The organism is Solitalea lacus (genome assembly GCF_022014595.1).
GTDB lineage: Bacteria > Bacteroidota > Bacteroidia > Sphingobacteriales > Sphingobacteriaceae > Solitalea > Solitalea lacus.
The window spans coordinates 4,135,723-4,155,546 of sequence record NZ_CP091740.1 but is presented as its reverse complement, the minus strand read 5'-3'; the positions used below and the strand labels follow the sequence as shown (position 1 = coordinate 4,155,546).

The window sequence follows — 19,824 nt, the reverse complement described above, 5'->3', positions numbered from 1 at the left end:
ATCTGCTCAAAATGAATCTTTATAAAATAATTAAATATGGCACATTAAGCATTTTAGCATGTTTTATAATGTTGTCATTTAAGGGGTGCAAGCTTGAGAGTGAAATTGACCCCAATAACCCTAGTTTGGAGGGGGTGTTACAAGGCGCAACAATACCAGAATTAAACAATATTGTAATAGGAACAGAAGCAGGTATGCGGGATGAGTTACAGTATTATCTTGATGATGTTGGTGCGGTAGGACGGGAGATGTACCGATTTTCAGGATCAGACCCTCGATATACCGCTGATTTATTAGGAAAGGGGAATACGCCGCTGGATAATAACGCTTTTTATACAACTCGGCCTTGGAACTCGTTTTATCGGGTAGTGAAAAACTGTAATATACTTTTACAGTCAGTTGAGAATACAGGTGCTCCGACTGATCAACAGAAACAAGCATATCGGGGTTATGCTAATACTCTTAAAGCCTATTCGCTGTTGCTTGCCCTTAATTTATGTAATGATAATGGAATAAGGATAGATGTTGCCGATATTGAAAATTTAGGGCCTATAGTAAGTAAAACTGATGCACTTACAGCTATTGCTAATTTATTGAATGATGGATTTACACAAATGAACGCGGTAGGTACAACTTTACCATTTAGCTCAACTTTGGCAACTAATCCTCAAAATCCATTTGCTCCTCCATCAACAAATGCACAAAACTTTGCACGATTTAACAGGGCTTTAGCCGCCCGAGTGGCAGTATACAGAGGTTTGTATACAGATGCGTTAAATTATTTGAATCAATCGTTTTTTAATTTGAATGGCGATTTTCTAGCCGGAGTATATCATGTCTATTCTACCGCTTCAGGCGATTTGTTGAATCTATTTTTCACGGCCCCGAATTCTACCGGTGAAGTTCGCCCGGCTCATCCTAGTTTTCTTTCTGATGCTCAGGCGGCAGGAGAGGGGAATGACGGTCGTTTAAGTAAAATCTTATTACGAACCTCACCCGTTTCATCGGATGGATTAACAGCCACTCATGATGTTGCGGTATATAAGAACAATACTAGTCCGATTCCCATTATTCGAAATGAAGAGTTAATACTGATTTATATTGAAGCAAATATCCAAACCAATGCATTCCCTAACGCGATTTTAGCGTTAAACCGAATTAGGACAAGTTATAATTTATTGCCCTATGCCGGAGCTGTGACGCAGGGTGCGTTATTGACAGAAATGTTAAAACAACGGCGTTATTCATTGTTCATAGAAGGGCATCGTTGGGTAGATATGCGTAGATACAATCGCTTGGGAGAATTGCCATTGGATAGGACCGGAGATAACGTTTGGAATTGTTTCCCTATTCCATTCCCAGAAAATGAACCAAGTCCTTGTCAGTAGAATGATAATTTGAAGTATAAATGGCCGGAGAGTAATACTCATCCGGCCATTATTTTATAATTGGGTGATTTTATATTCTTGGTAAACCAGATTCAAGGGCTTTATTGGCACGTTTAATAGCCAACTCTTCTTTCCAGTTCATGTACCGAGCCTTGAAGTTAGTTTTCATAAAATCATCAAACTTACGTTGTACCGTTAAGTTGTACAGGCTGCGTGCCTTTATTACTGGTGATTTATCCCAAGCACGTAAGCTAATAGCGAAACCGCCGTCAAGATATTTCATCCAATGCCACCAACCTGTCGGCATAAAAAGTGTTTCTCCATGCTCTAAGAAGGCCTCTACTCCTTCAATTCCATCTAATGCCGGAAACTTATCCGTGTCGGGATTTAGTACATCATAATCTTCCAGTGCATACGTTGCAAAAGGGATGCAATACAGGCGCTCTTTCCATTTGTAGTCAAATAAGATAATATGTTTGCGTCCATGGAAGTGTGTGTGGAAGATATGTGCAAGGTCAATATCATAGTGAAGAAACGTTACTGAGCCTTTGCCACCAAAGAACATATTGGGGTATCGGTCTAAAAAGCCTCCCATTAAAGCTTTCGGGCTTTTATAGTCGTCCAATAATTTTGGAGCATGTTTGAAAATATCGAACAAAAAGATGCGCAGCTCGGTAGGTCGTTGCTGTATTAGGTCGATATAATCAGAAAAGGCCATCTCAGTGGCGGCAGCATTAATAGGTTTTGACGGATCGGCTTTAGCACTGTCATACAAAGGAACTACCTTGTTGCCCACCACCTGTTTTAAGTAATCGAAAGTCCATTTTTCGTAAGCTGGCCAGTTTTGGGCCATATCTGTAATAATAACAGGTTTACGTGGTTTTAGGTATTTATCTTCAAATTCTTCTCTGCTGACATTTGAGATCCGTTCAATAGGTTTTAGTAAAAATCCCATATTAAGAATCAGTTAGGAAAATAAAAGATACGAATGTTCTATGTTAAGTGTGATGTATATAATGCAAAAGTAATGGATGTTGTTTTAAGTTGTTTTAGATTTTTACCCAAAGAATAATTCTGCAGCAATCAAATCTGCATAAAGTTTACCTTCTTTAGTTAAAACCAAATGATTATTGTTCATTGTTATCCATTGTTTGTCAATAAATTGATCGCTGTTATGGAGTAATTCTTCCAGGTATTCCTGGCCAAAGTCAATTTTAACTTTTTGTAAATCTAAGCCCCACATAGTACGTAAAGAGGTCATTAAGTATTCATTTAGACGCTGAATAGGGGATAAAAGCTCCAGCTCAAATGGTATTTTTTTATTGCTGATTGATTCGATGTAACGGTAGTTATTGGCTATATTCCATTGACGTGATTCTCCATTAAAGGAATGGGCCGAAGGGCCAATGCCTAAATACTTTTTCCCGAACCAATAATTTGAATTATGCTTTGACATCCAGCCTTCTTTGCCAAAATTTGAAATTTCATAATGTAAAAAATCATTTTTTTCTAACTCTGCAATTAAGGTTTGAAACTGTGCTGCACTTTGTTCATCATTCATTGCGGGTTGTTGTTTTTTTCGGATAAATGAAGCTAAAGCAGTTTGTGGCTCAATCGTCATTGAATAGGAAGAAATGTGTGGAATATTAAGATCAATAAGTGTCTGTATGTTTTCCTTCCATTTTTTATCTGTTAGTAGCGGATAGCCATAAATTAAATCACAGGTGATGTTTTCAAATCCGGCATCCTGAGCACGCATAATACTAGACTGTGCCTCGCTGGCATTATGAGCTCTGTTCATCCACCTTAAATCCTCATCAAAAAATGATTGAATACCTATACTAAACCGGTTGACAGCCGTTTGTCGTAGTTCCTTGATTTTTGCTGCATCCAAGTCATCAGGATTGGCCTCCAGTGTAATTTCAGCCCTCATGGCTACGTGATGGATAGAGTTTATTTTATCCAATAAGCGGTTTACTTCAACTCCGCTTAAAACAGAAGGTGTGCCGCCGCCGAAATAAATGGTCTCAATGGTTTCTCCGTTTAAATAACCCCTTTGTAGCTCAAGTTCTTTTTCAAGTGCTACGATTAATTCATCTTTTACCTTCCAATTGGTTGAAAAATGAAAATCACAGTAATAGCATGCTTTTTTGCAGAAAGGAATGTGGATATAAATGCCAGCCATGAATTGAATCGTTATAAAGTGATATGGAATGTGATAATACTACAGAGTTAATATACTGTTTTTTAATATATTAACTCTGTTTTATCTTTCTTGTTCATTAACATTTTATTTAAAACTTTGTTACTTTTGTTACTCCTATGATTCTTTTTAAACATGTCGAGTAACAAAGTAACATGGTAACAGTACGATATAAGAAACTGAAATCTGGTAAGTTTAGCGCTTACTTAGATATCTATACCAAAAATGGTAGTGGCAAAGGTAAGCGCAATTACGAGTTTTTAAGTATCCAGGTAGATAAGGATTATTCAGAGAAAGGAACCCGGATTACTGAAGCGGACAAAGATAAGTTGAAGCTTATTCAATCCATCAGGAATAAAAGAGAAGACCAGCTAAATTTTTCACAGCATGGCTACAAAGCTCCTGAAAGCATCAATTACAAATTGCTCGACTATCTGGATGAATGTCTGGAGCATAAATATAATTACAAGCTGGAGTGCCTGACTATTCATCTAAACAAGTTCTTGACTAATAAAAACGTGGTCTTTAACGATGTTGATGAAGTTCTCTTACAACGTTTCCAAAATTATCTTTTAAAGGAGGTTAGTCAGAATACCGCGTGTGCATATATGTCTGTGTTCCGACAGTATTTCAATAAGCTCAAAATAAGGGGGATTGTCCAGAAGTCACCATTCGAAACTTTTAAGATTGTCGAAGAGGAATATATGGAGCGGACTACATTAACAATGGAAGAGGTGCGATCGCTTGCAAAGTGTATTCCGGCAAATGGAAATTCGCAAGTAAGGCAAGCTTTTTTATTCGCGTGTTTTACAGGTTTGAGATTTTCTGATATAAAGAAGTTGAGTTATGATGAAATATCAGGAGGAGAAATTGTTTTTAGACCAGCAAAGACGCCTCGTAAAATTGTTAGGATTCCGTTGGTTAAAGATGCGTTGCAAATTATAGACGAAGTCGAAAAACATGAAATCAATAGAAAGGTGTTTTGGGATTTACCATCAAGCCAGGTGGTTAACTTTTATCTAAAGTTCTGGGCACTGGAGGTCGGCTTAAAGAAAAACCTTCACTTTCACGCAGCCAGACACACATTTGCAACCATTGGCTTGACTTTCGGTATCGATATTTATACCATGAAAGAATTGCTTGGGCATAGCAAATTAGAAATGACTCAGATCTATGCTAAAATTGTCGATGAGAAGAAAAAAGCTGAAATGTTAAAGTTTCCGCAGTTAGTTCATGAAACCATTGTCAATTCCCCTGAAGGTGAGGCTGGTGAAAAGGAATAATCTTTTCTCTCGGCAATTGAAAAATATACAATCTAACCTATGAAAAGAATCTTTACCGAAATCGGTGCGGTTGCGTTATTCGTTTTGCTGTACCTTTTATTTCCGACTTTTAGAACTACAATTCTATCTGTATTTGTTGTGCTGGCAATCTGGGTTGTTCCCGTTCAACTCATATTATCTATTAACTACCGCAATTGGCTAAGTGAAATGTCCGGTCGGTACAGTCATTTAAGTTATGATGAAAGATTGCGCCAAATCAGAAATACCTTCGAAGGTTTGAAGGAAGCAGAAACAATTAAGTTGAGGTGGTTTTATATTCATGTTCATGTATTCCATTACCTGCTTTTCACAGTGTTTTCTTTAACTATCACTGCGTTGGTTATTATGTTTACGTACCTCGGTTTAAATAAGTCTAATCCACTGGATGTAGCGCTACATCTAGCTGCTTCTATATTCATTGGTTTTGGAGGCTACATTATTACAAGCTTAATTTACCCGATTAAGGAACGCAAGGAAAGAGACGAGATATTCAATTTATTCTTAAGCCGAGACTGGAGAAGAAAAATTGAAAAGTCATCTGATTCAGAAGTAAATGCGATTTCTCAACCTATGTCTTTTTATGACTTTTGGATGGAAGGCAAAACAATAGAGCAGAAGGAACAGGCTTTTAAAAGATTTTTAGAAAATTTAAATAAGGGGAGCAGGAATGGTCAGCTCTTTAGAATTACTGATCAAGGCAAGGTAGAACTTGTAATGATCATTGATGCCAGAGCATTAAACAAAACCATAGCTGGATTTTTAAAATTTTGTATCGAAGATCGAAAGGTACTTTCAGATCGAATTTTAAAGTACTCCCACAGAAGCTTTGTTCGCGATGTTTTTATGCTCGGAGAAACACAGAGCTTAACCTTTCTTGAAACCGAAAGGGTTAAAAATACTCCAGTTGAATATTCGGAGGTTTACAAATCTGCGTATGAAAATGCCGCTAGAATAAACGTGAATAGTGCAGTATAATCTATTTAACGTACTTTCGTACGATAACTATTAATCGTTCGTTTAGCTCTATTTTGATCTATTCCTTTGCTTCCAAACCAGTAGGAAAGCAAATGAGTATTAACGAAAACACTCGCTTGATAGACCTGAAAGTGTCAGATCTATTAGCAATTTTAAAAGAATCAACTCCTCCAATACCAGCACAGGTTTCAGCTGACGATGACGAGATCGGGGGCTATGAAGTTGCGGAAAGAATAACGGGTTACGCAAGACAAACCCTTTATCAATTAAAATCAGCAGGGGAAATTCCTTACATCGCATTACCAAACGGTGGTGTAAGGTTTTCCAAGAAAGCACTCTTATCCTGGTTGCTATCCCATAAGAAAATGACCAGTGGGGAGATTGCCGATAAAGCAGAGAGTTTTGTTAGAAAGCGTCATTTAAGGAGGAGATAAGCCTATGGAAACTGTATCTCAATACATTCGAATAGGCACTATTTACTATAAAACAGTTAAGAAGCCACTAGCTTCCGGTGATTTTATGGTAATGCTCATATCCTGGTCGGTAGAATGCATTAAGCAGGATCATGGTAAATCCTTTTTGTCAGAGATACCCAGGTATGATGGCTTCTGCTTTGTGCCTAGCCACCTGCAATACCAACGTATTATTGGCAATTTCTACAACAAGTACTACCCTTTTATTCATGTGTCGAAAGCAGGACAGCCCATGCGAACGCTGGAGTATCTGCAACACATATTTGGCGATCAGCTGGAATATGGCCTGGATTACCTGAAAATCCTGCTCGAAATGCCGATGCAGATCCTCCCCATCCTTTGCCTGGTGAGTACGGAGCGCAATACAGGGAAGACAACTTTTCTGAATCTACTGAAAGCCATCTTCGGTGATAACATGACCATTAACACTAATGAAGATTTCCGTTCGAACTTCAATGCCGAATGGGCACATAAAGTACTTATCGGAGTAGATGAGACCTTTCTCGAACGACGAGAAGATTCAGAGCGGCTCAAGAACCTAAGTACGGCTGCGTTCTATAAAGCAGAAGCCAAAGGCCAGGATAGACAGGAAATTGAGTTTTTTGGAAAGTTTGTTTTGTGCAGCAACAACGAGGATAGTTTCGTACTGATTGATCCTGGGGAAACAAGATATTGGATACGAAAGATTCCGGCACTTCAAAAAGATGATCAGCGATTATTGGCTGATATGAAAAGTGAAATCCCCTTTTTAATTCATTATCTGATAAATCGAAAGTTTTCAACTTCCAAGCAATCGCGGATGTGGTTTACTGCGCAGCAGATTTCCACTCCTGCATTAAAAAAGGTAATCCGTCAGAACCGGCACAAGTTAGAGGTGGAGATTGCTCAATTGATGTTGGCTATTTCGGACGAAAAAGAAATACAGGAGATCAAGTTCTGCGTGGGAGATGTTCAAGATTGGCTTAACCGAAAAGGATTCCGTAATCACGACACCGGATCAATTCGCAGGATCTTACAAAATGTCTGGAACTTAAAGCCTTCTCCTAATTCCAATGCTTACACGCAATATCGCATGGCAAGTGATGGAAGCATTTATGAGACCACTCAGAAAGGTCGCTACTTTTCTCTGACCATCGAAACGATTTTAAAGCTGAATGATTCTTGATGATTTGATGACAAAAGATATAACTATTTGTAAATCAATAAAATACTGTCATCAAAACGTCATCAAAACGTCATCAAATGAAAAAGGCTGATGAAAAGAAAGGTTGAAAAAATGATGCGATGACGCATTTGATGACACTTTGATGACGGGTTAATTGCTTGAAAATCAAATAATTAAAGATGTATTTCATCAAATCATCAAAAAAATGACCCTTACGCCTATGAAAACTTTGAGCTGTAATGAAGCAAAGAAAATTCCTATAAATGAATACCTGGTACGAATGGGTATTAAGCCTGTCTACTCCAAGGGTAATGACCTTTGGTACCTATCTCCCTTGCGGGATGAAAAGCATCCTTCCTTCAAAGTAAACACAAAGTTAAATGCCTGGTATGATCATGGTACAGGTGAAGGTGGATCAATAATAGATTTGGGAATACGCCTGCACAATTGCTCGATCTCTGACCTATTGCAAAAAATGAGTGCGGACGTTCACCTTTCTTTTCAACAGCCACCTTCGAACACAGTACAAAATAACATTGTGGAGCCAAAAATCATTATTAAAGACGTATCTCCTATCCATAACTTCGCCTTGAAAAGCTATCTGCGAGAAAGAGGTGTCAGCCTGCAAACAGCAAAACAATATTGTAAGCAGGTGGGCTTTAGTATTGCCGATAAAAATTATTCTGCAATTGGTTTCCCAAATCGTTCGGGAGGTTATGAGCTTCGTAATCGCTGGTTTAAAGGATCGTCTTCACCTAAGGATATAACCTTTCTGGATAATGGTTCTAAATCTGTTTTCCTGTTTGAGGGCTTTATCGATTTTCTCTCCATTTTGGAACTTCGGGTGTACCGGCAGCTACATGCCAATTTCCTGGTTTTAAATTCCGTTAGCTTGCTTCACAGAAGTGTTGATGTGTTACGGAGTCATCAAGATGTATTCCTGTTTTTAAATAATGATTTGGCAGGAAAGAACGCTGCAATCAAACTGAAGGAGTCAGGTATCGACGGGATATATTCAGGTGAGTTCTACAAGGAATTTAAAGACATCAATGAATATTTACAAGCAACTTCGGAAAATCAAAACCGAGGATCAATCTAATAAAGCTGTGTTTGGCAGCATAATTAAGCGTGTGATTTTTTGCGCGTCCTGTAAGGAGCAAGTTTGTGTTTTTGTTCCACAAAAACTTTTCCGGCTCTAGTCGGAACCAACTTGCCTTTTTCTCCCGTTGGTCGCAAAAGGAGGTAAACTGAAAATTAAGATGGAAGAGATTCGAAGAGATACTATTCAGAAACCCAAGGGCGGAGCGCCAAGGAAGAAGGTAAAGCGGGAAATGGACATCAGGATCAGGCTGACTGCTACCGAAAAATTCCTGATCGAAAATAAGGCGAAAGCAGCCGGAATGCGAGCCAGTAACTGGGTCAGAGCAGCTGCCAAAACAGCAAAAGTTATCCCCAGGCTAACCGTTGAAGAACTTAGCATTTTGCGCATGCTGGCCGGTTTAGCAAATAATCTGAATCAATTAACGAAGCTGGCTCATCAGCAGGGGATCTTATCGGTAGCCTTGCGGTGCCGGGATCTTCTGGTCGAAATCGATACTACTTTAAAACACCTGAACAACGATGATCGGGAAAGTAATCACAGGTAAAAGTTTTGCTGGATGCGTGCGATACGTCCTGCAAAAACAGGACGCCGAAATCCTGTATGCTGAAGGCGTGCGGACGGAGCAGCTCAATCAAACCATTGATGATTTTAATCTGCAGCGCAAAGCCAATCCCGATCTGGGAAAAGCAGTAGGACATATCGCTTTGAGCTGGAGTATGAATGATCGGTTGAAGCTAAACGATGAATTGATGGTCGATGTAGCCAGGCAGTATCTTGAGAAAATGAAGATCCTGGACACTCAATTTCTGATTGTCAAACATCAGGATCGAAATCATCCGCACCTGCACATTATTTACAATCGGGTTAACAATGCAGGGAAAACAATACCCGATGCTTTCCAGCACAAACGGAATACAACTATTTGCAAGGATCTGACAAAAAAGTACGGCTTTTTCATCGCTCAGGATAAAACCCACGTGAACCGGCAGCAGTTGAAAGGTGAGGCTAAAGTGAAATATGAATTGTTCGATACGATCAACTATGCAAGTCAGCAGGTTCATAACCTAAAAGAGCTGAAAACGGCGCTTGAAAAACAAGATATCGAAATGATTTACAAATACAAAAGCAACTCGAATGAGATCCAGGGAATCAGTTTCAAAAAAGACGGGTATACTTTTAAAGGGTCAGAAATTGACAGGAGCCTGAGTTATGCAAGCCTGGTGAAAACGCTGGGGCAGGTAAATCGGCAACAAGACTTAGCCGAGCAATTAAGTCAAACCCGACTAGGAGATACTTCTTCCCTTGCGACTCAAGAGCATGCAATACGGTCAGACGCAGGGGTTGTTACCAGCTTTAAGGAGACAATATCATTTGGCGCCTCAGTATTCCAGGATCTGCTTAGTAATCCTTCTCAGAAGCCAGAACCGGAAATGTCAGGCAAGAAGAAAAAGAAACGCCGCAATCAGACACATGGCTATGGGAATGGACGATAACAAAATTTTTTAATCTATTAATGAACGAGACAAATGGAAAACTTAACATCCTCTGAAAAAAATACCAATGATGAAATCTTAGAACAATTGATAAAAAAAGTAAATGAGCTGGATAAGAGAAAAACAGACTTCCCTGATTATGCTTCAGAGTTTGAAGCATTGAAAAATTCGATTCAGGAGCAGGCTCAGCCAATAAAGGAGTTAGAAAGAATAGTTACGCATCATAATTTTAATTATCCGGCCATACAAATTCAACACCAGATTGAAGAAGTTAAAACTATGGTCAGTAAAATGCCTAAAATCATACCGGTTAAGCACTTGCATTCTTTTGATCCCAGATCTAAGGGTTGGATACTTTCAGGGGTGTTTATTTTGATTGTTGTAGCAATTTCAACAGGTCTTTGCGCTCATTTATTCATAGAAAACGGTCGATTATCCGCTAATGATATTAAATTTAGAATGCTCAGGCAGATCCAACCGGAATATGCAAATTCAGTAGAAGAAAGTTATTACAAGAATCCAGAAGCTATGGAAGTTAAAGTAATACAACTTGAAAATGAGGCAAAGCGACGCGCAGAGGTACAGGCCAGGATTAATCGAGCGGAAACAGAATTGAATGAAGCAAGGAAGCAGCTTTTCAAAGGAAGGTAATTGAATTATTGGACTTGGGAATTTATGCAACTGGCTAGTAATAGAATCCCCTCTTTCTAATCATCTGATCACGCTGCTAAAAGGGGGGCGGGTTGTGGCGTAATTTCATTTTTTTAAATTTACAGATATTTAAAAAAATATCAGAGCAAGTGATAGGCATTCAGTTAGGAGAGGATTATATTTATACAAATGCATCCGGTATCAGACAGTTACTGAAGTTTTATGAGGAATGTAAAAAGCATATGGGAATTACCATACATGTTCAACTTGATAATCTAAATTGGGTAGATGGAAATCTGTGTGCTTTCCTTGGTGCCTTATTGTATAGGTTGAATAAAGAGAACGGTCTTACATTTTCGATTAATTCCGAGCAGGTCGCAAAAAAATGCGGTATTTTTTTTCACAACAACTTTATTCCTCTTGATCAGAACCTTAACGCTTATCAAAAAAGCTCATGTATTCCTTATAAAGGTTTTTTTCCTAAGCAGAAAGACGAGTTTTGTGATTACCTTGAAAGTGAGTTGCTTGTTCATCCCGCGATGCCTAAGTTTAGTGAGGAAATTAAAGAAAAGCTGATTGATGACCTGACTGAGGTTTACGCAAATATTGATAAGCATGCCGAATCAAATGATCCTTTTTTTGTTTGTGGGCAGTATTATCCAAAGCAGGGGGTAATCCATTTTTCAATCTCCGACTTAGGCGTCGGATTTTATAAAAAGATTAAAGAGAGGCAACCTGAGAAAATAAATAGTTGTGGCGATGCAATTTTATGGGCTCTTGCTGGCAACAGTACAAAACCAGATGCTCCAGGTGGTAGTGGACTGAAAAATTTAAATCAGTATTTAGTTGATCATAATGGTGGGCTTCAAGTCTACACGGGAAATGCTGGCTGGTGTAGTAAAACAATGAGAATGAGTCTGCTTTACCCTGATGGGATTACGGATTTACGAAATAACTACTTGGGAGCTATGATAAATTTGGAATTTAATAAAAAAACACTAATTTAATAAATGTTTAAGTGGTCAAATTTTTTATACCTTTGTCGTCCTGAAACAATTCTTATATAATTTTCGTTTTAACATTGAAACAAACCGTTTTGACAATGAAAATTAACGTTTTAGATATTCTGAGCAGTTCAAATGCTTCCTTGCACGATGACGGCATCAAAGTTTATCGTGAAATCAAAAAGCATTTCAATGATTCTAAAAAAGAAGAAATTGAAGTAGATTTCTCAGATATCAAGCGTTGTTCGACTTTATTCCTTAATGCGTCCTTTGGCAAGTTATTGGCTGACTATGGAGAGGAGGATGTAAAAAAATATATCCATCCAAGCAGTTATTCGCAGATTTTAAACTTCATGAATAAGTACTCTGATATGTGGGATAACTTTGTTAATAAAGACAATTATCAAGCTTATCGTGAGGAAGCTCTAGCCTAGGCAGTTTGAACATTATCAATTTACATAATAATAGCAGTCCAAAAGAGCGCTATTATCTTTTAGACAGTAATGTTTGGCTACCTATATTGGGTATTGATGATGAACCTACTAGCGAGCATTACAAAATCTTCTTTGATAAAATCTTAAAACACGATATAGCTAAAATCTTACTTTGCCCCCTTCAGTTAAGTGAGCTACTTAATCGTTTATTGCGATTTCATGGAAATAAGGCATTTGGTAAGAAATATAAGGGGAAAACAGGAGTAATTCCGTCGTTCTCTGAATTCTATAAAGCCGAGTATCGGGGCAGTAATGATTATAAAATAAGATATGAAAGTATAATAGACGATCTAGATGGATATTCTTCTCATATAGTTTTTACTGACGTTCATCAAAAAACCTTCCTCCAGTTAACTTCCTTTGATGCCAGCAAGTTAGACTTTAACGATCATTACCTATACGTTTTAGCTAAAGAACAATCAGCAATGATTGTTACTCATGATGCAGATTTTTTTGGCTTAGATGTCTCAGTTGGAACTTTTAACTTAAAACTTTATAAGGCTTACACTAGTAGTATTCAGCCAAAGAAATAGGTTTTCCTTACTGTTGTGATTGCTCGTGCATTTGTCTGCCGTGTTAGAACTTATGATGGGAGGCGCTTGTTTGTTCATAAAATATCTGTGTTCATGAACCGTGAACGATTGCGAGGAGAAATTTACCTAGAACGAGGCTTTTGCAACGATATTGGATGACTTGATTTTAAGATACTACATCTCTATTACCATCTCTATTACCATCTCTATTACCATCCCTATTACCATCCTTATTACTGAACTTATTACTTGCCACTTCCTTTTTGGGGGGCATCTAGTGGCATGTTGTAAAAATAAGCAGGAATGTTATAGTATCGAATTAAAATTTGATTCTCCATTTTTAAGCCAGCGCGATAAATCTTCTATTGTAGTGTTACTTATTTGTTTCTTTTTGGATGTAACTAATTGTTATACAGATATAAATTCCATTCCAGCCATGCTGCAAAATTATGGAAAGAATAGCAGTATTTGATAGTTACAAAAAATGCGGTGAATAGATCTGCCCCTCACCGCACTTAATTTTGGTTAACTATAATGATGTTATTCGATTTCTTTGAGTTCTTCTCTAATGTTTTCTAGTTCTTTTAAATGCTTGCCATACAGACAGTTTATATACCATTTAACGTAGATGAAGAATAATGTCATAAGTGTACTGAATGATACAATCAATATAGTTATAAGGATTATTCCATCGTGTTGTGTTATGGTTGCATCTGCAATCTTATCCAGCACTTTACCGGTTTTATGCCCTAAGCCCATGATCAGGCCTAATAAGAGGCAGGTTGGAGAAATAAAATGCTGCATCACTTTATAAATCTCAATAAAATGCTTCAGCTCAAAGTAAACTTCATTCAGACTGTCTTTGGTATTAATGCTCAAATGATTAATTCGGCCGTAGAACTTATAGAAATTTACCAAATAATAACTCATTGGCATTAGCATAGTGAGTAACAGCGTATAGTACAATACAGTTGACATTGGTGTTAATCGATTATAAAAGAACGGTAACGCAATGAAAATAACTAGAAATACTATGTTTAACCAAAACTCCATGCGAAGGTTCTTCTTAACTTTATCAACAGGAGATTGTGCTTCTTTTAAGCTTTCCAAATTTTGTGGAATATTAATATTGTTGTCGGACTCATTGTTCCAGGCTGCTTTCAAATCATCAAAATTCATAACCTTGTTCCTTAATAAGTTCTTTTAAACGGTTTTTTGCTCTGCTTAATTTTACCCTGGCATTTCCTTCGGAAATACCTAAGTTTTCGCCAATTTCTTTGTGTGAGTAGTTTTCCAGGTGATAGAAAATTAATGCTTTTTCAATTTTATCTAATTTTTGCAAGGCTCTGTAAAAATGAGCCAATTGTAACTCTTTCTCTTCTGAATCGTCATCTCCTAGGGCAATTGTTTCAGGGATTGCTTCATACACGGTTTCGGGCTTTCGTTTATCTTTTTTATAATACAGAATGGCAGTATTGAGGGCTACCCTGTACATCCAGGTTGAAAATTGGCTTTGGCGATTAAAGGAATCATAAGATTTCCAAAGTTGCAATATGATCTCCTGAAACAAATCATTTTGATCATCAGTATTATCCATATACATTTTGGAAATCTTATGGATAATTCCTTTATGTTTTTCAACAAGAGCAAGAAATTCTTTTTCTTTAGCTGTAGACATTTAATTTAATACAGGTTTTACCGTGTAACCTTTCTTTTTTAATAATTCAATTACACCATCTTTTCCCCCCAAATGAGCCGTACCTACAGCAAATAGTACACTGTTTTTCTGCATCATCTCTGGCATAATTTTCACCCAGTTAGCATTTCTTTCGGTCAGCATCCATTTATAAGATTCATCAGTTAAGAATCGCTTATCGCTCATTTTTGAGTATAAACTACTGATATCTTCGTTTTTATAATCTTCAATCATTTTAGCGAAATATTCACCATACTCATTGGAAAGCATCATTTGTGAAAGCAGGAAGTCTTTTGGGAATGCTTTGTTGTATGAGTTTACCTGATCTTTTACTGTTTCTAATGCCCTGATGGGTAAATTTCTTTTACGAGCAAGGTCTATTAATTCGATTTCATAAACTTTAGGTGTTTTGCAGGGTAAAGTTGAACTAAGGAGTATGCTATTAAGGAAAAGCAAGCTGGCATTTTCTAACTGTTTCAATGACAATGACATCCTATGACTAATAACAGAGTCGATATAATGATATTGTATTGAAGTAAGTTGCTTGCTTAACGGAACCGAAGATATCATACTTTGTTGTAAATCCTTCAATTCAGTAGTGTCTGCTAAATTTATTTCTAAGACTAGCTGATCAGCGTGGTTTATAGCTTTGGTTAACTTTTCGGAGATAAAGAAATCATTCTCACAAATCATATGAATTGTTCCGAAAAGGTAGGATGGTTTTTGTAAGCCATTACCGGTAATTTCCCACAATAGAGAATTTTTCGTTTGTTCAATTTTTTGGGCCTTACTCATATTGGATAGAGTAATAGTTGTTAAGATCAGTAGAGTTAAAATAATCTTCTTCATATTAAGTTGTTAATTTATTTAGTTAGTGTTAATGTTTATTGATTCGTTACAGAAATCTTTTAAATTTTAAGTGAGAAGTTAAAAAATGCTCTTTAAGTGCGGTGCAAGGACTGGTATTGTCAAAAAGTTTCTCATATACATTTCATAGTTGTGTGTTTTCTATTTTGATCTGTACAGTAAGTTGAGAATTGAAGCAATTCGTTACAGAAAAAATCAAATATCTTTTGATAAAGATGGACTATTATATGGATTTACAGGTTTATGGTAGAAATCAAACAAATAGTACCACAAACTTAGCTTAAGGTCTTTTGAAATAGAATGAAATCAGGTAGTTTTGCGGCGATATCATTTTAATATTTTGAGAGCGGTTGTCAGAATTTTATTGATTACAATATGTTTATCGGTTTGTTATATCGGGGGATATGCGCAGGACTCTGTATCTTTTACCCCGACGATAATGCAAGTTGATTCTACAGCTATAAAAGACAGTATAGCTCTTGCAAATTTGCGCAAGGTTCCGGTGTTAATTGATAAAAGCAAACAAAACACTTCCATCGATTCATTTATCGTTGCCTATAACAAAGATTTTAAGGAGTACATCACGCTCAAGAAGAAAATGTCTTTGCATGCTACCGCTTCTGATGTAGAACCTTTGGATAGGAAATTTAAAGCTCCTGATCAGATTTACATTCTATTTGCTCTATTCTTGTTGCTCGTTTTAGTGAGCTATTTCTTTTCAAGAGATTTGAGTGTAATGGCGCAGGGGTTTATTAACAATAGAATTTTGAATCAGCTTGTAAGGGATAATAACCTGCTCAATTCCGAGTCATTTATTTTTATGGCTATTTTGATAGGTTTGACGTTTGGTTATTTACTTCAAATACTCTTCGGAATAAATGAATTGCTGGGCATAAGTGGGGTAGGAACTTATTTACTGTTGTCGTTGTTTGTCATGTTGTTTTTTATGGCAAAAACGATAGTGTTACGATTAGCAGGTGCATTGTTTGGAATCAAGAATATGGTGAATAACTATATTTCCATTATTTATATTTCATTCGGAACATTTACCTTGTTGTTGATACCATTATTAATATTATATACACTTGGACCACTAGTGTTTAAGCATAATATGATAATTGTGTTTAGTTCGATATTGGTACTGAGTTTTACTTACCAATATCTTAGAGGAGCAATATTCATTTCGTCAAATTTTCAGTTTTCGAAATTTTATTTTATTATTTATCTTTGCGCCTTCGAAATTTGTCCATTAATTATATTGTATAAAGTACTTTTGAATTAAAATTTCAGCTGAAGTAAGGGGATAAAAAATCATGACAGAGAGGAAAATAAAGGTTAAAAGTATTTTAATCACACAGCCTAAGCCAGAGAGCGACAAGAATCCGTACACTGAACTAGCTAAAAAATACAATTTGAAGCTGGACTTCAGGCCATTTATTCATGTTGAGGGTGTTCCGGCAAAAGAATTCAGGAAAGGTAAAATTAATTTACCTGATTACACGGCAATTATTTTTACAAGTCGTCACGGAATTGATCAGTATTTTCGTTTATGCGAAGAAATGCGTTTTGAAGTGCCTGCCGAGATGAAGTATTTCTGTAATACGGAGTCGACAGCACTTTATCTTCAGAAGTACATTCAGTACAGAAAACGCAAAATTTTCTTTGGGAAACAGACAACTGCTGATTTGATGGAACAGTTTAAAAAACACCAGAGTGAGAAATACCTGTTTCCATGTTCAGATGTGAGCAAAGAAGAAGTTCCGATTAAAATGCGGGATGCCGGGTATGACATTACTGAGGCAGTTATGTATCGTACTGTTTGTAGTGATCTTTCAGATCTAGCGGAAGTAAAGTATGATATGATTGCATTTTTTAGTCCATCAGGTATCAAGTCACTGTATCAAAATTTTCCCGATTTTGTCCAGAATAATACACGCATTGCAGCATTTGGGTCTACCACTCATAAGGCAGTTTTAGATGCTGGTTTATTCCTTGATGTACAGGCACCTACACCACAATCGCCATCAATGACAATGGCTATCGAAGAGTATATAAAATCTGCTAATAAATAAAATATCTTAATCTATAGTAATTTTTACACGATTTTTTAAGGGTCGTTAAAGCGAAAGGAAAGTTTTTTTCCAGACGTTTTAACGATTTTTTTTTGAGAATAATTTTCGTAAGTTGCGTAACAATTAAAAATATATCTCGTTTAAACGAATTAAGGAATAGTTTTTTCTGTGTAGAAAAGAGAATAACTATATTAGAAAAGAGAATTACAATATTTACTAATACTATTTGCCAAACCTTTACAACTTAAATTTTATGAAATATTTGTGGCTGCTTTGTACATCGGCACTTCTGTTTTCACTCAGCGGATGTGGTTCTTCGGGAGCTAAAGGTGAGTTGGTTGGCGTTCAGGGGCGCAAACCATATAAACAGGATGTTCCATACGGTATGGTTTACATACCTGCAGGAACATTTATCATGGGTCAAGCCGACCAAGATGTAACCGCTTCAAGGGTTGCACAAAATCGTCAACAAACAATTTCTCCATTTTATATGGACGAAACTGAGATTACCAACAACGAGTACCGTCAATTTGTTTTATGGGTCCGCGATTCAATTGCTGCAAAAACAATGGGAGGTAACTTTGTTGTAAAAGGTGAAGACGGTACAGAGTATATCAACCCTAAACAAAAAGTTAACTACTCAGCTAAAAATAATCCTAATGCTGACCAATTAAAAGGTATGTACTACCAGGGAGATGATAAGATTACGGGTAGAAATGATTGGGATGTAACCAAATTAGTTTATCAATACACCTGGTTTGATTTACGTGCAGCGGCATTAAAGCAGAACCGTACAAAACCTCGTTCATCGTTTATCAAACGTGAAAAAGTAACTATTTACCCTGATACATTAGTATGGTTGGCCGACTTTAGTTATGCACAAAATGAACCAATGGTTCAGCAGTATTTCTCACACCCTGCTTTTGATGATTATCCGGTTGTAGGAGTGACTTGGAAACAAGCAAATGCATTTTGTGCTTGGAGAACAGAGTTTAACAATAACTACCGCGATAAAAACAAGAAACCTCGCAGAGGTGAAGTTAGCCTTCCAACTGAGGCCCAGTTTGAATATGCTGCTCGTGGCGGAAGAATTGGTACTGATTTCCCTTGGGGAGGTCCTTATATTCGCAACAGCAAAGGCTGTTTGTTAGCGAACTTTAAGCCAGGTCGTGGTAATTATGCTGATGACGGAGGATTCTATACAGTTCACGCAAAATCTTATTTCCCTAACGATTACGGATTGTATAATATGGCGGGTAATGTTTCAGAATGGACCAGTGAAACGTATGATGAGTCTTCATATACGTTCACTCATGACATGAACCCTACTTATAGAACACAAGAAGATGATATGTCATCATTAGCGCAGCGTCGTAAAGTGGTAAGAGGCGGATCATGGAAAGATATTGGATTCTTCTTACAAAACGGTTCTCGTTCTTATGAGTATCAAGACAGCGCTAAGTCTTATATCGGCTTCCGTTGTGTTGCTCAACACATGGGAAAACAATTAGGTGCTAAAAACTAACCAGAGATAAACATTAACAATTACAACTAAACTGATCGAATTATTATGAACGGTAAAATCAAGTTTAACTTAAACTTCTTCGCGTCTTTGTTCGCTGCACCAGTAATTTTAGGTGCCTTATTTAAAATTCTTCACTGGGATGGTGCCAGGGAAATGCTGATGGTAGGTATGGGTTGTGAGGCAATCATTTTCATCGCCATGGCTTTTCAAAAACAGACTGATGAACCAGACTGGTCAAGAGTTTACCCTGAGTTATTGCCAGAGAACGAGCCTGTTCCTGCCGGAGCAAGCATGTCACGCGGCTCAATAGGTGGCGGTACTACAAATGCATTAGACAGAATGTTAGGCGAGGCAAACATTACTCCTGAAATGGTAAATAATTTAGGAGTGGGTTTAAGAACATTTGGTGATAAAGTAAATGCGATTTCAAATATTGCTAATGTGTCAATTGACACTACTGCATTATCTGACAGCTTGAAGCGCGGTACTGATTCAGTAAATCAATTAGTAGTTTCTTACCAAAGAGCTTCTCAGTCATTAGTTGAAATGGCGGGCACCAATGTTGATACTAAAGCTTACAACGAGCAAATCAACTTAATGGTTAAGAACTTAGCAGCATTAAACGCGGTTTACGAAATGGAATTACAGGAGTCTAACAACCACCTGAAATCTATGGGTAAATACTATGCTAATATCAACGAAACTATGCAAGGTTTCAACGAGACCCTTAACTACTCTAAGGTATACAAAGAAGAAGTTGCTAAATTGGCTAAAAACCTTACTTCACTTAACTCAGTGTACGGTAATATGCTATCGGCAATGAATGTTCAAAGAGCGTAAGCTTCTTGTACTTTTATTTGA

21 protein-coding genes are annotated in these 19,824 nt (G+C 37.1%); 16 read left to right on the top strand and 5 right to left on the bottom strand.

Annotation, left to right across the window (positions count from 1 at the left end; all coding sequences use genetic code 11):
• Positions 1-11: 11 nt before the first annotated feature.
• Positions 12-1,388 (top strand): RagB/SusD family nutrient uptake outer membrane protein, encoded by a 1,377-nt coding sequence (locus tag L2B55_RS17865; RefSeq protein WP_237847653.1) that lies wholly within the window; start codon positions 12-14, stop codon positions 1,386-1,388.
• Between the two features lie 70 nt (positions 1,389-1,458).
• Here the strand turns inward: L2B55_RS17865 and L2B55_RS17860 are convergent, their stop codons facing one another.
• Together L2B55_RS17860 and hemW are read right to left on the bottom strand one after the other, a co-directional pair.
• Positions 1,459-2,343, bottom strand: coding sequence for a cupin-like domain-containing protein (locus tag L2B55_RS17860; protein ID WP_237847651.1), 885 nt, complete (start codon positions 2,341-2,343; stop codon positions 1,459-1,461).
• A gap of 102 nt (positions 2,344-2,445) precedes the next feature.
• Positions 2,446-3,573 carry a radical SAM family heme chaperone HemW gene (hemW, locus tag L2B55_RS17855; RefSeq protein WP_237847649.1) on the bottom strand — a complete coding sequence of 376 codons (1,128 nt, stop codon included), beginning with the start codon at positions 3,571-3,573 and terminating at the stop codon, positions 2,446-2,448.
• A gap of 173 nt (positions 3,574-3,746) precedes the next feature.
• Here hemW and L2B55_RS17850 point away from each other — a divergent pair, with 173 nt between their 5' ends.
• The 11 genes from L2B55_RS17850 to L2B55_RS17800 all read left to right on the top strand — a co-directional run bounded on the left by L2B55_RS17850 (position 3,747) and on the right by L2B55_RS17800 (position 12,803).
• A complete protein-coding gene (locus tag L2B55_RS17850) occupies positions 3,747-4,874 on the top strand; it encodes a site-specific integrase (protein ID WP_237847647.1) in 1,128 nt (375 codons plus the stop codon).
• 39 nt (positions 4,875-4,913) lie between these two features.
• Complete coding sequence (locus tag L2B55_RS17845; protein WP_237847645.1) at positions 4,914-5,888, top strand: hypothetical protein; 975 nt, start codon at positions 4,914-4,916, stop codon at positions 5,886-5,888.
• A 92-nt stretch (positions 5,889-5,980) separates the two neighbouring features.
• Entirely contained in the window at positions 5,981-6,322 is a 342-nt protein-coding gene (locus L2B55_RS17840; protein WP_237847643.1) for a helix-turn-helix transcriptional regulator, read from the top strand.
• A 4-nt stretch (positions 6,323-6,326) separates the two neighbouring features.
• Positions 6,327-7,526: a primase-helicase family protein gene (locus L2B55_RS17835; RefSeq protein WP_237847641.1), complete on the top strand. Its 1,200-nt coding sequence runs from the start codon at positions 6,327-6,329 to the stop codon at positions 7,524-7,526.
• A gap of 205 nt (positions 7,527-7,731) precedes the next feature.
• The gene (locus L2B55_RS17830) at positions 7,732-8,625 is read left to right on the top strand and encodes a toprim domain-containing protein (RefSeq protein WP_237847639.1); all 894 of its coding nucleotides are present in this window, start codon (positions 7,732-7,734) and stop codon (positions 8,623-8,625) included.
• Between the two features lie 160 nt (positions 8,626-8,785).
• Positions 8,786-9,172, top strand: coding sequence for a plasmid mobilization protein (locus tag L2B55_RS17825; RefSeq protein ID WP_237847637.1), 387 nt, complete (start codon positions 8,786-8,788; stop codon positions 9,170-9,172).
• Entirely contained in the window at positions 9,147-10,121 is a 975-nt protein-coding gene (locus L2B55_RS17820; protein WP_237847635.1) for a relaxase/mobilization nuclease domain-containing protein, read from the top strand. The genes L2B55_RS17825 and L2B55_RS17820 overlap by 26 nt, the downstream gene beginning before the upstream one ends.
• Before the next feature lie 33 nt (positions 10,122-10,154).
• A complete protein-coding gene (locus L2B55_RS17815) occupies positions 10,155-10,772 on the top strand; it encodes a hypothetical protein (RefSeq protein ID WP_237847633.1) in 618 nt (205 codons plus the stop codon).
• A gap of 329 nt (positions 10,773-11,101) precedes the next feature.
• On the top strand, positions 11,102-11,779 hold the full coding sequence (locus tag L2B55_RS17810) for a hypothetical protein (RefSeq protein WP_237847631.1): 678 nt from the start codon (positions 11,102-11,104) through the stop codon (positions 11,777-11,779).
• A 95-nt stretch (positions 11,780-11,874) separates the two neighbouring features.
• On the top strand, positions 11,875-12,210 hold the full coding sequence (locus L2B55_RS17805) for an STAS-like domain-containing protein (RefSeq protein WP_237847629.1): 336 nt from the start codon (positions 11,875-11,877) through the stop codon (positions 12,208-12,210).
• Positions 12,211-12,215: 5 nt separating this feature from the next.
• Positions 12,216-12,803, top strand: a complete 588-nt coding sequence (locus L2B55_RS17800) for a PIN domain-containing protein (RefSeq protein WP_237847627.1) — start codon at positions 12,216-12,218, stop codon at positions 12,801-12,803.
• Positions 12,804-13,343: 540 nt separating this feature from the next.
• Here the strand turns inward: L2B55_RS17800 and L2B55_RS17795 are convergent.
• Genes L2B55_RS17795 through L2B55_RS17785 form a run of 3 tightly spaced genes read right to left on the bottom strand, consistent with a single transcriptional unit; the run spans position 13,344 to position 15,348 of the window.
• On the bottom strand, positions 13,344-13,982 hold the full coding sequence (locus L2B55_RS17795) for a hypothetical protein (RefSeq protein ID WP_237847625.1): 639 nt from the start codon (positions 13,980-13,982) through the stop codon (positions 13,344-13,346).
• Entirely contained in the window at positions 13,972-14,481 is a 510-nt protein-coding gene (locus L2B55_RS17790) for an RNA polymerase sigma factor (RefSeq protein WP_237847623.1), read from the bottom strand. Before L2B55_RS17790 ends, L2B55_RS17795 begins: the two co-directional genes overlap by 11 nt.
• Complete coding sequence (locus L2B55_RS17785) at positions 14,482-15,348, bottom strand: TraB/GumN family protein (RefSeq protein WP_237847621.1); 867 nt, start codon at positions 15,346-15,348, stop codon at positions 14,482-14,484.
• A gap of 457 nt (positions 15,349-15,805) precedes the next feature.
• On the opposite strand from L2B55_RS17785, the gene L2B55_RS17780 reads away from it, so the two are divergent.
• The 4 genes from L2B55_RS17780 (at position 15,806) to porL (ending at position 19,803) form a co-directional block, all read left to right on the top strand.
• Positions 15,806-16,648, top strand: coding sequence for a DUF4271 domain-containing protein (locus L2B55_RS17780; RefSeq protein WP_237847619.1), 843 nt, complete (start codon positions 15,806-15,808; stop codon positions 16,646-16,648).
• A 31-nt stretch (positions 16,649-16,679) separates the two neighbouring features.
• Positions 16,680-17,438 (top strand): uroporphyrinogen-III synthase, encoded by a 759-nt coding sequence (locus L2B55_RS17775; protein ID WP_237847617.1) that lies wholly within the window; start codon positions 16,680-16,682, stop codon positions 17,436-17,438.
• A 253-nt stretch (positions 17,439-17,691) separates the two neighbouring features.
• Complete coding sequence (porK, locus tag L2B55_RS17770) at positions 17,692-18,963, top strand: T9SS ring complex lipoprotein PorK/GldK (protein WP_237847615.1); 1,272 nt, start codon at positions 17,692-17,694, stop codon at positions 18,961-18,963.
• Positions 18,964-19,008: 45 nt separating this feature from the next.
• On the top strand, positions 19,009-19,803 hold the full coding sequence (gene porL, locus L2B55_RS17765; RefSeq protein ID WP_237847613.1) for a type IX secretion system motor protein PorL/GldL: 795 nt from the start codon (positions 19,009-19,011) through the stop codon (positions 19,801-19,803).
• Positions 19,804-19,824 lie beyond the last annotated feature (21 nt).

Bases quoted from the DNA above. Each gene is read 5' to 3' on its own strand.
- L2B55_RS17865 (WP_237847653.1), top strand. From the start codon at position 12: ATGAATCTTTATAAAATAATTAAATATGGCACATTAAGCATTTTAGCA.
- L2B55_RS17860 (WP_237847651.1), bottom strand. From the start codon at position 2,343: ATGGGATTTTTACTAAAACCTATTGAACGGATCTCAAATGTCAGCAGA.
- hemW (WP_237847649.1), bottom strand. From the start codon at position 3,573: ATGGCTGGCATTTATATCCACATTCCTTTCTGCAAAAAAGCATGCTAT.
- L2B55_RS17850 (WP_237847647.1), top strand. From the start codon at position 3,747: ATGGTAACAGTACGATATAAGAAACTGAAATCTGGTAAGTTTAGCGCT.
- L2B55_RS17845 (WP_237847645.1), top strand. From the start codon at position 4,914: ATGAAAAGAATCTTTACCGAAATCGGTGCGGTTGCGTTATTCGTTTTG.
- L2B55_RS17840 (WP_237847643.1), top strand. From the start codon at position 5,981: ATGAGTATTAACGAAAACACTCGCTTGATAGACCTGAAAGTGTCAGAT.
- L2B55_RS17835 (WP_237847641.1), top strand. From the start codon at position 6,327: ATGGAAACTGTATCTCAATACATTCGAATAGGCACTATTTACTATAAA.
- L2B55_RS17830 (WP_237847639.1), top strand. From the start codon at position 7,732: ATGACCCTTACGCCTATGAAAACTTTGAGCTGTAATGAAGCAAAGAAA.
- L2B55_RS17825 (WP_237847637.1), top strand. From the start codon at position 8,786: ATGGAAGAGATTCGAAGAGATACTATTCAGAAACCCAAGGGCGGAGCG.
- L2B55_RS17820 (WP_237847635.1), top strand. From the start codon at position 9,147: ATGATCGGGAAAGTAATCACAGGTAAAAGTTTTGCTGGATGCGTGCGA.
- L2B55_RS17815 (WP_237847633.1), top strand. From the start codon at position 10,155: ATGGAAAACTTAACATCCTCTGAAAAAAATACCAATGATGAAATCTTA.
- L2B55_RS17805 (WP_237847629.1), top strand. From the start codon at position 11,875: ATGAAAATTAACGTTTTAGATATTCTGAGCAGTTCAAATGCTTCCTTG.
- L2B55_RS17795 (WP_237847625.1), bottom strand. From the start codon at position 13,982: ATGAATTTTGATGATTTGAAAGCAGCCTGGAACAATGAGTCCGACAAC.
- L2B55_RS17790 (WP_237847623.1), bottom strand. From the start codon at position 14,481: ATGTCTACAGCTAAAGAAAAAGAATTTCTTGCTCTTGTTGAAAAACAT.
- L2B55_RS17785 (WP_237847621.1), bottom strand. From the start codon at position 15,348: ATGAAGAAGATTATTTTAACTCTACTGATCTTAACAACTATTACTCTA.
- L2B55_RS17780 (WP_237847619.1), top strand. From the start codon at position 15,806: ATGCAAGTTGATTCTACAGCTATAAAAGACAGTATAGCTCTTGCAAAT.
- L2B55_RS17775 (WP_237847617.1), top strand. From the start codon at position 16,680: ATGACAGAGAGGAAAATAAAGGTTAAAAGTATTTTAATCACACAGCCT.
- porK (WP_237847615.1), top strand. From the start codon at position 17,692: ATGAAATATTTGTGGCTGCTTTGTACATCGGCACTTCTGTTTTCACTC.
- porL (WP_237847613.1), top strand. From the start codon at position 19,009: ATGAACGGTAAAATCAAGTTTAACTTAAACTTCTTCGCGTCTTTGTTC.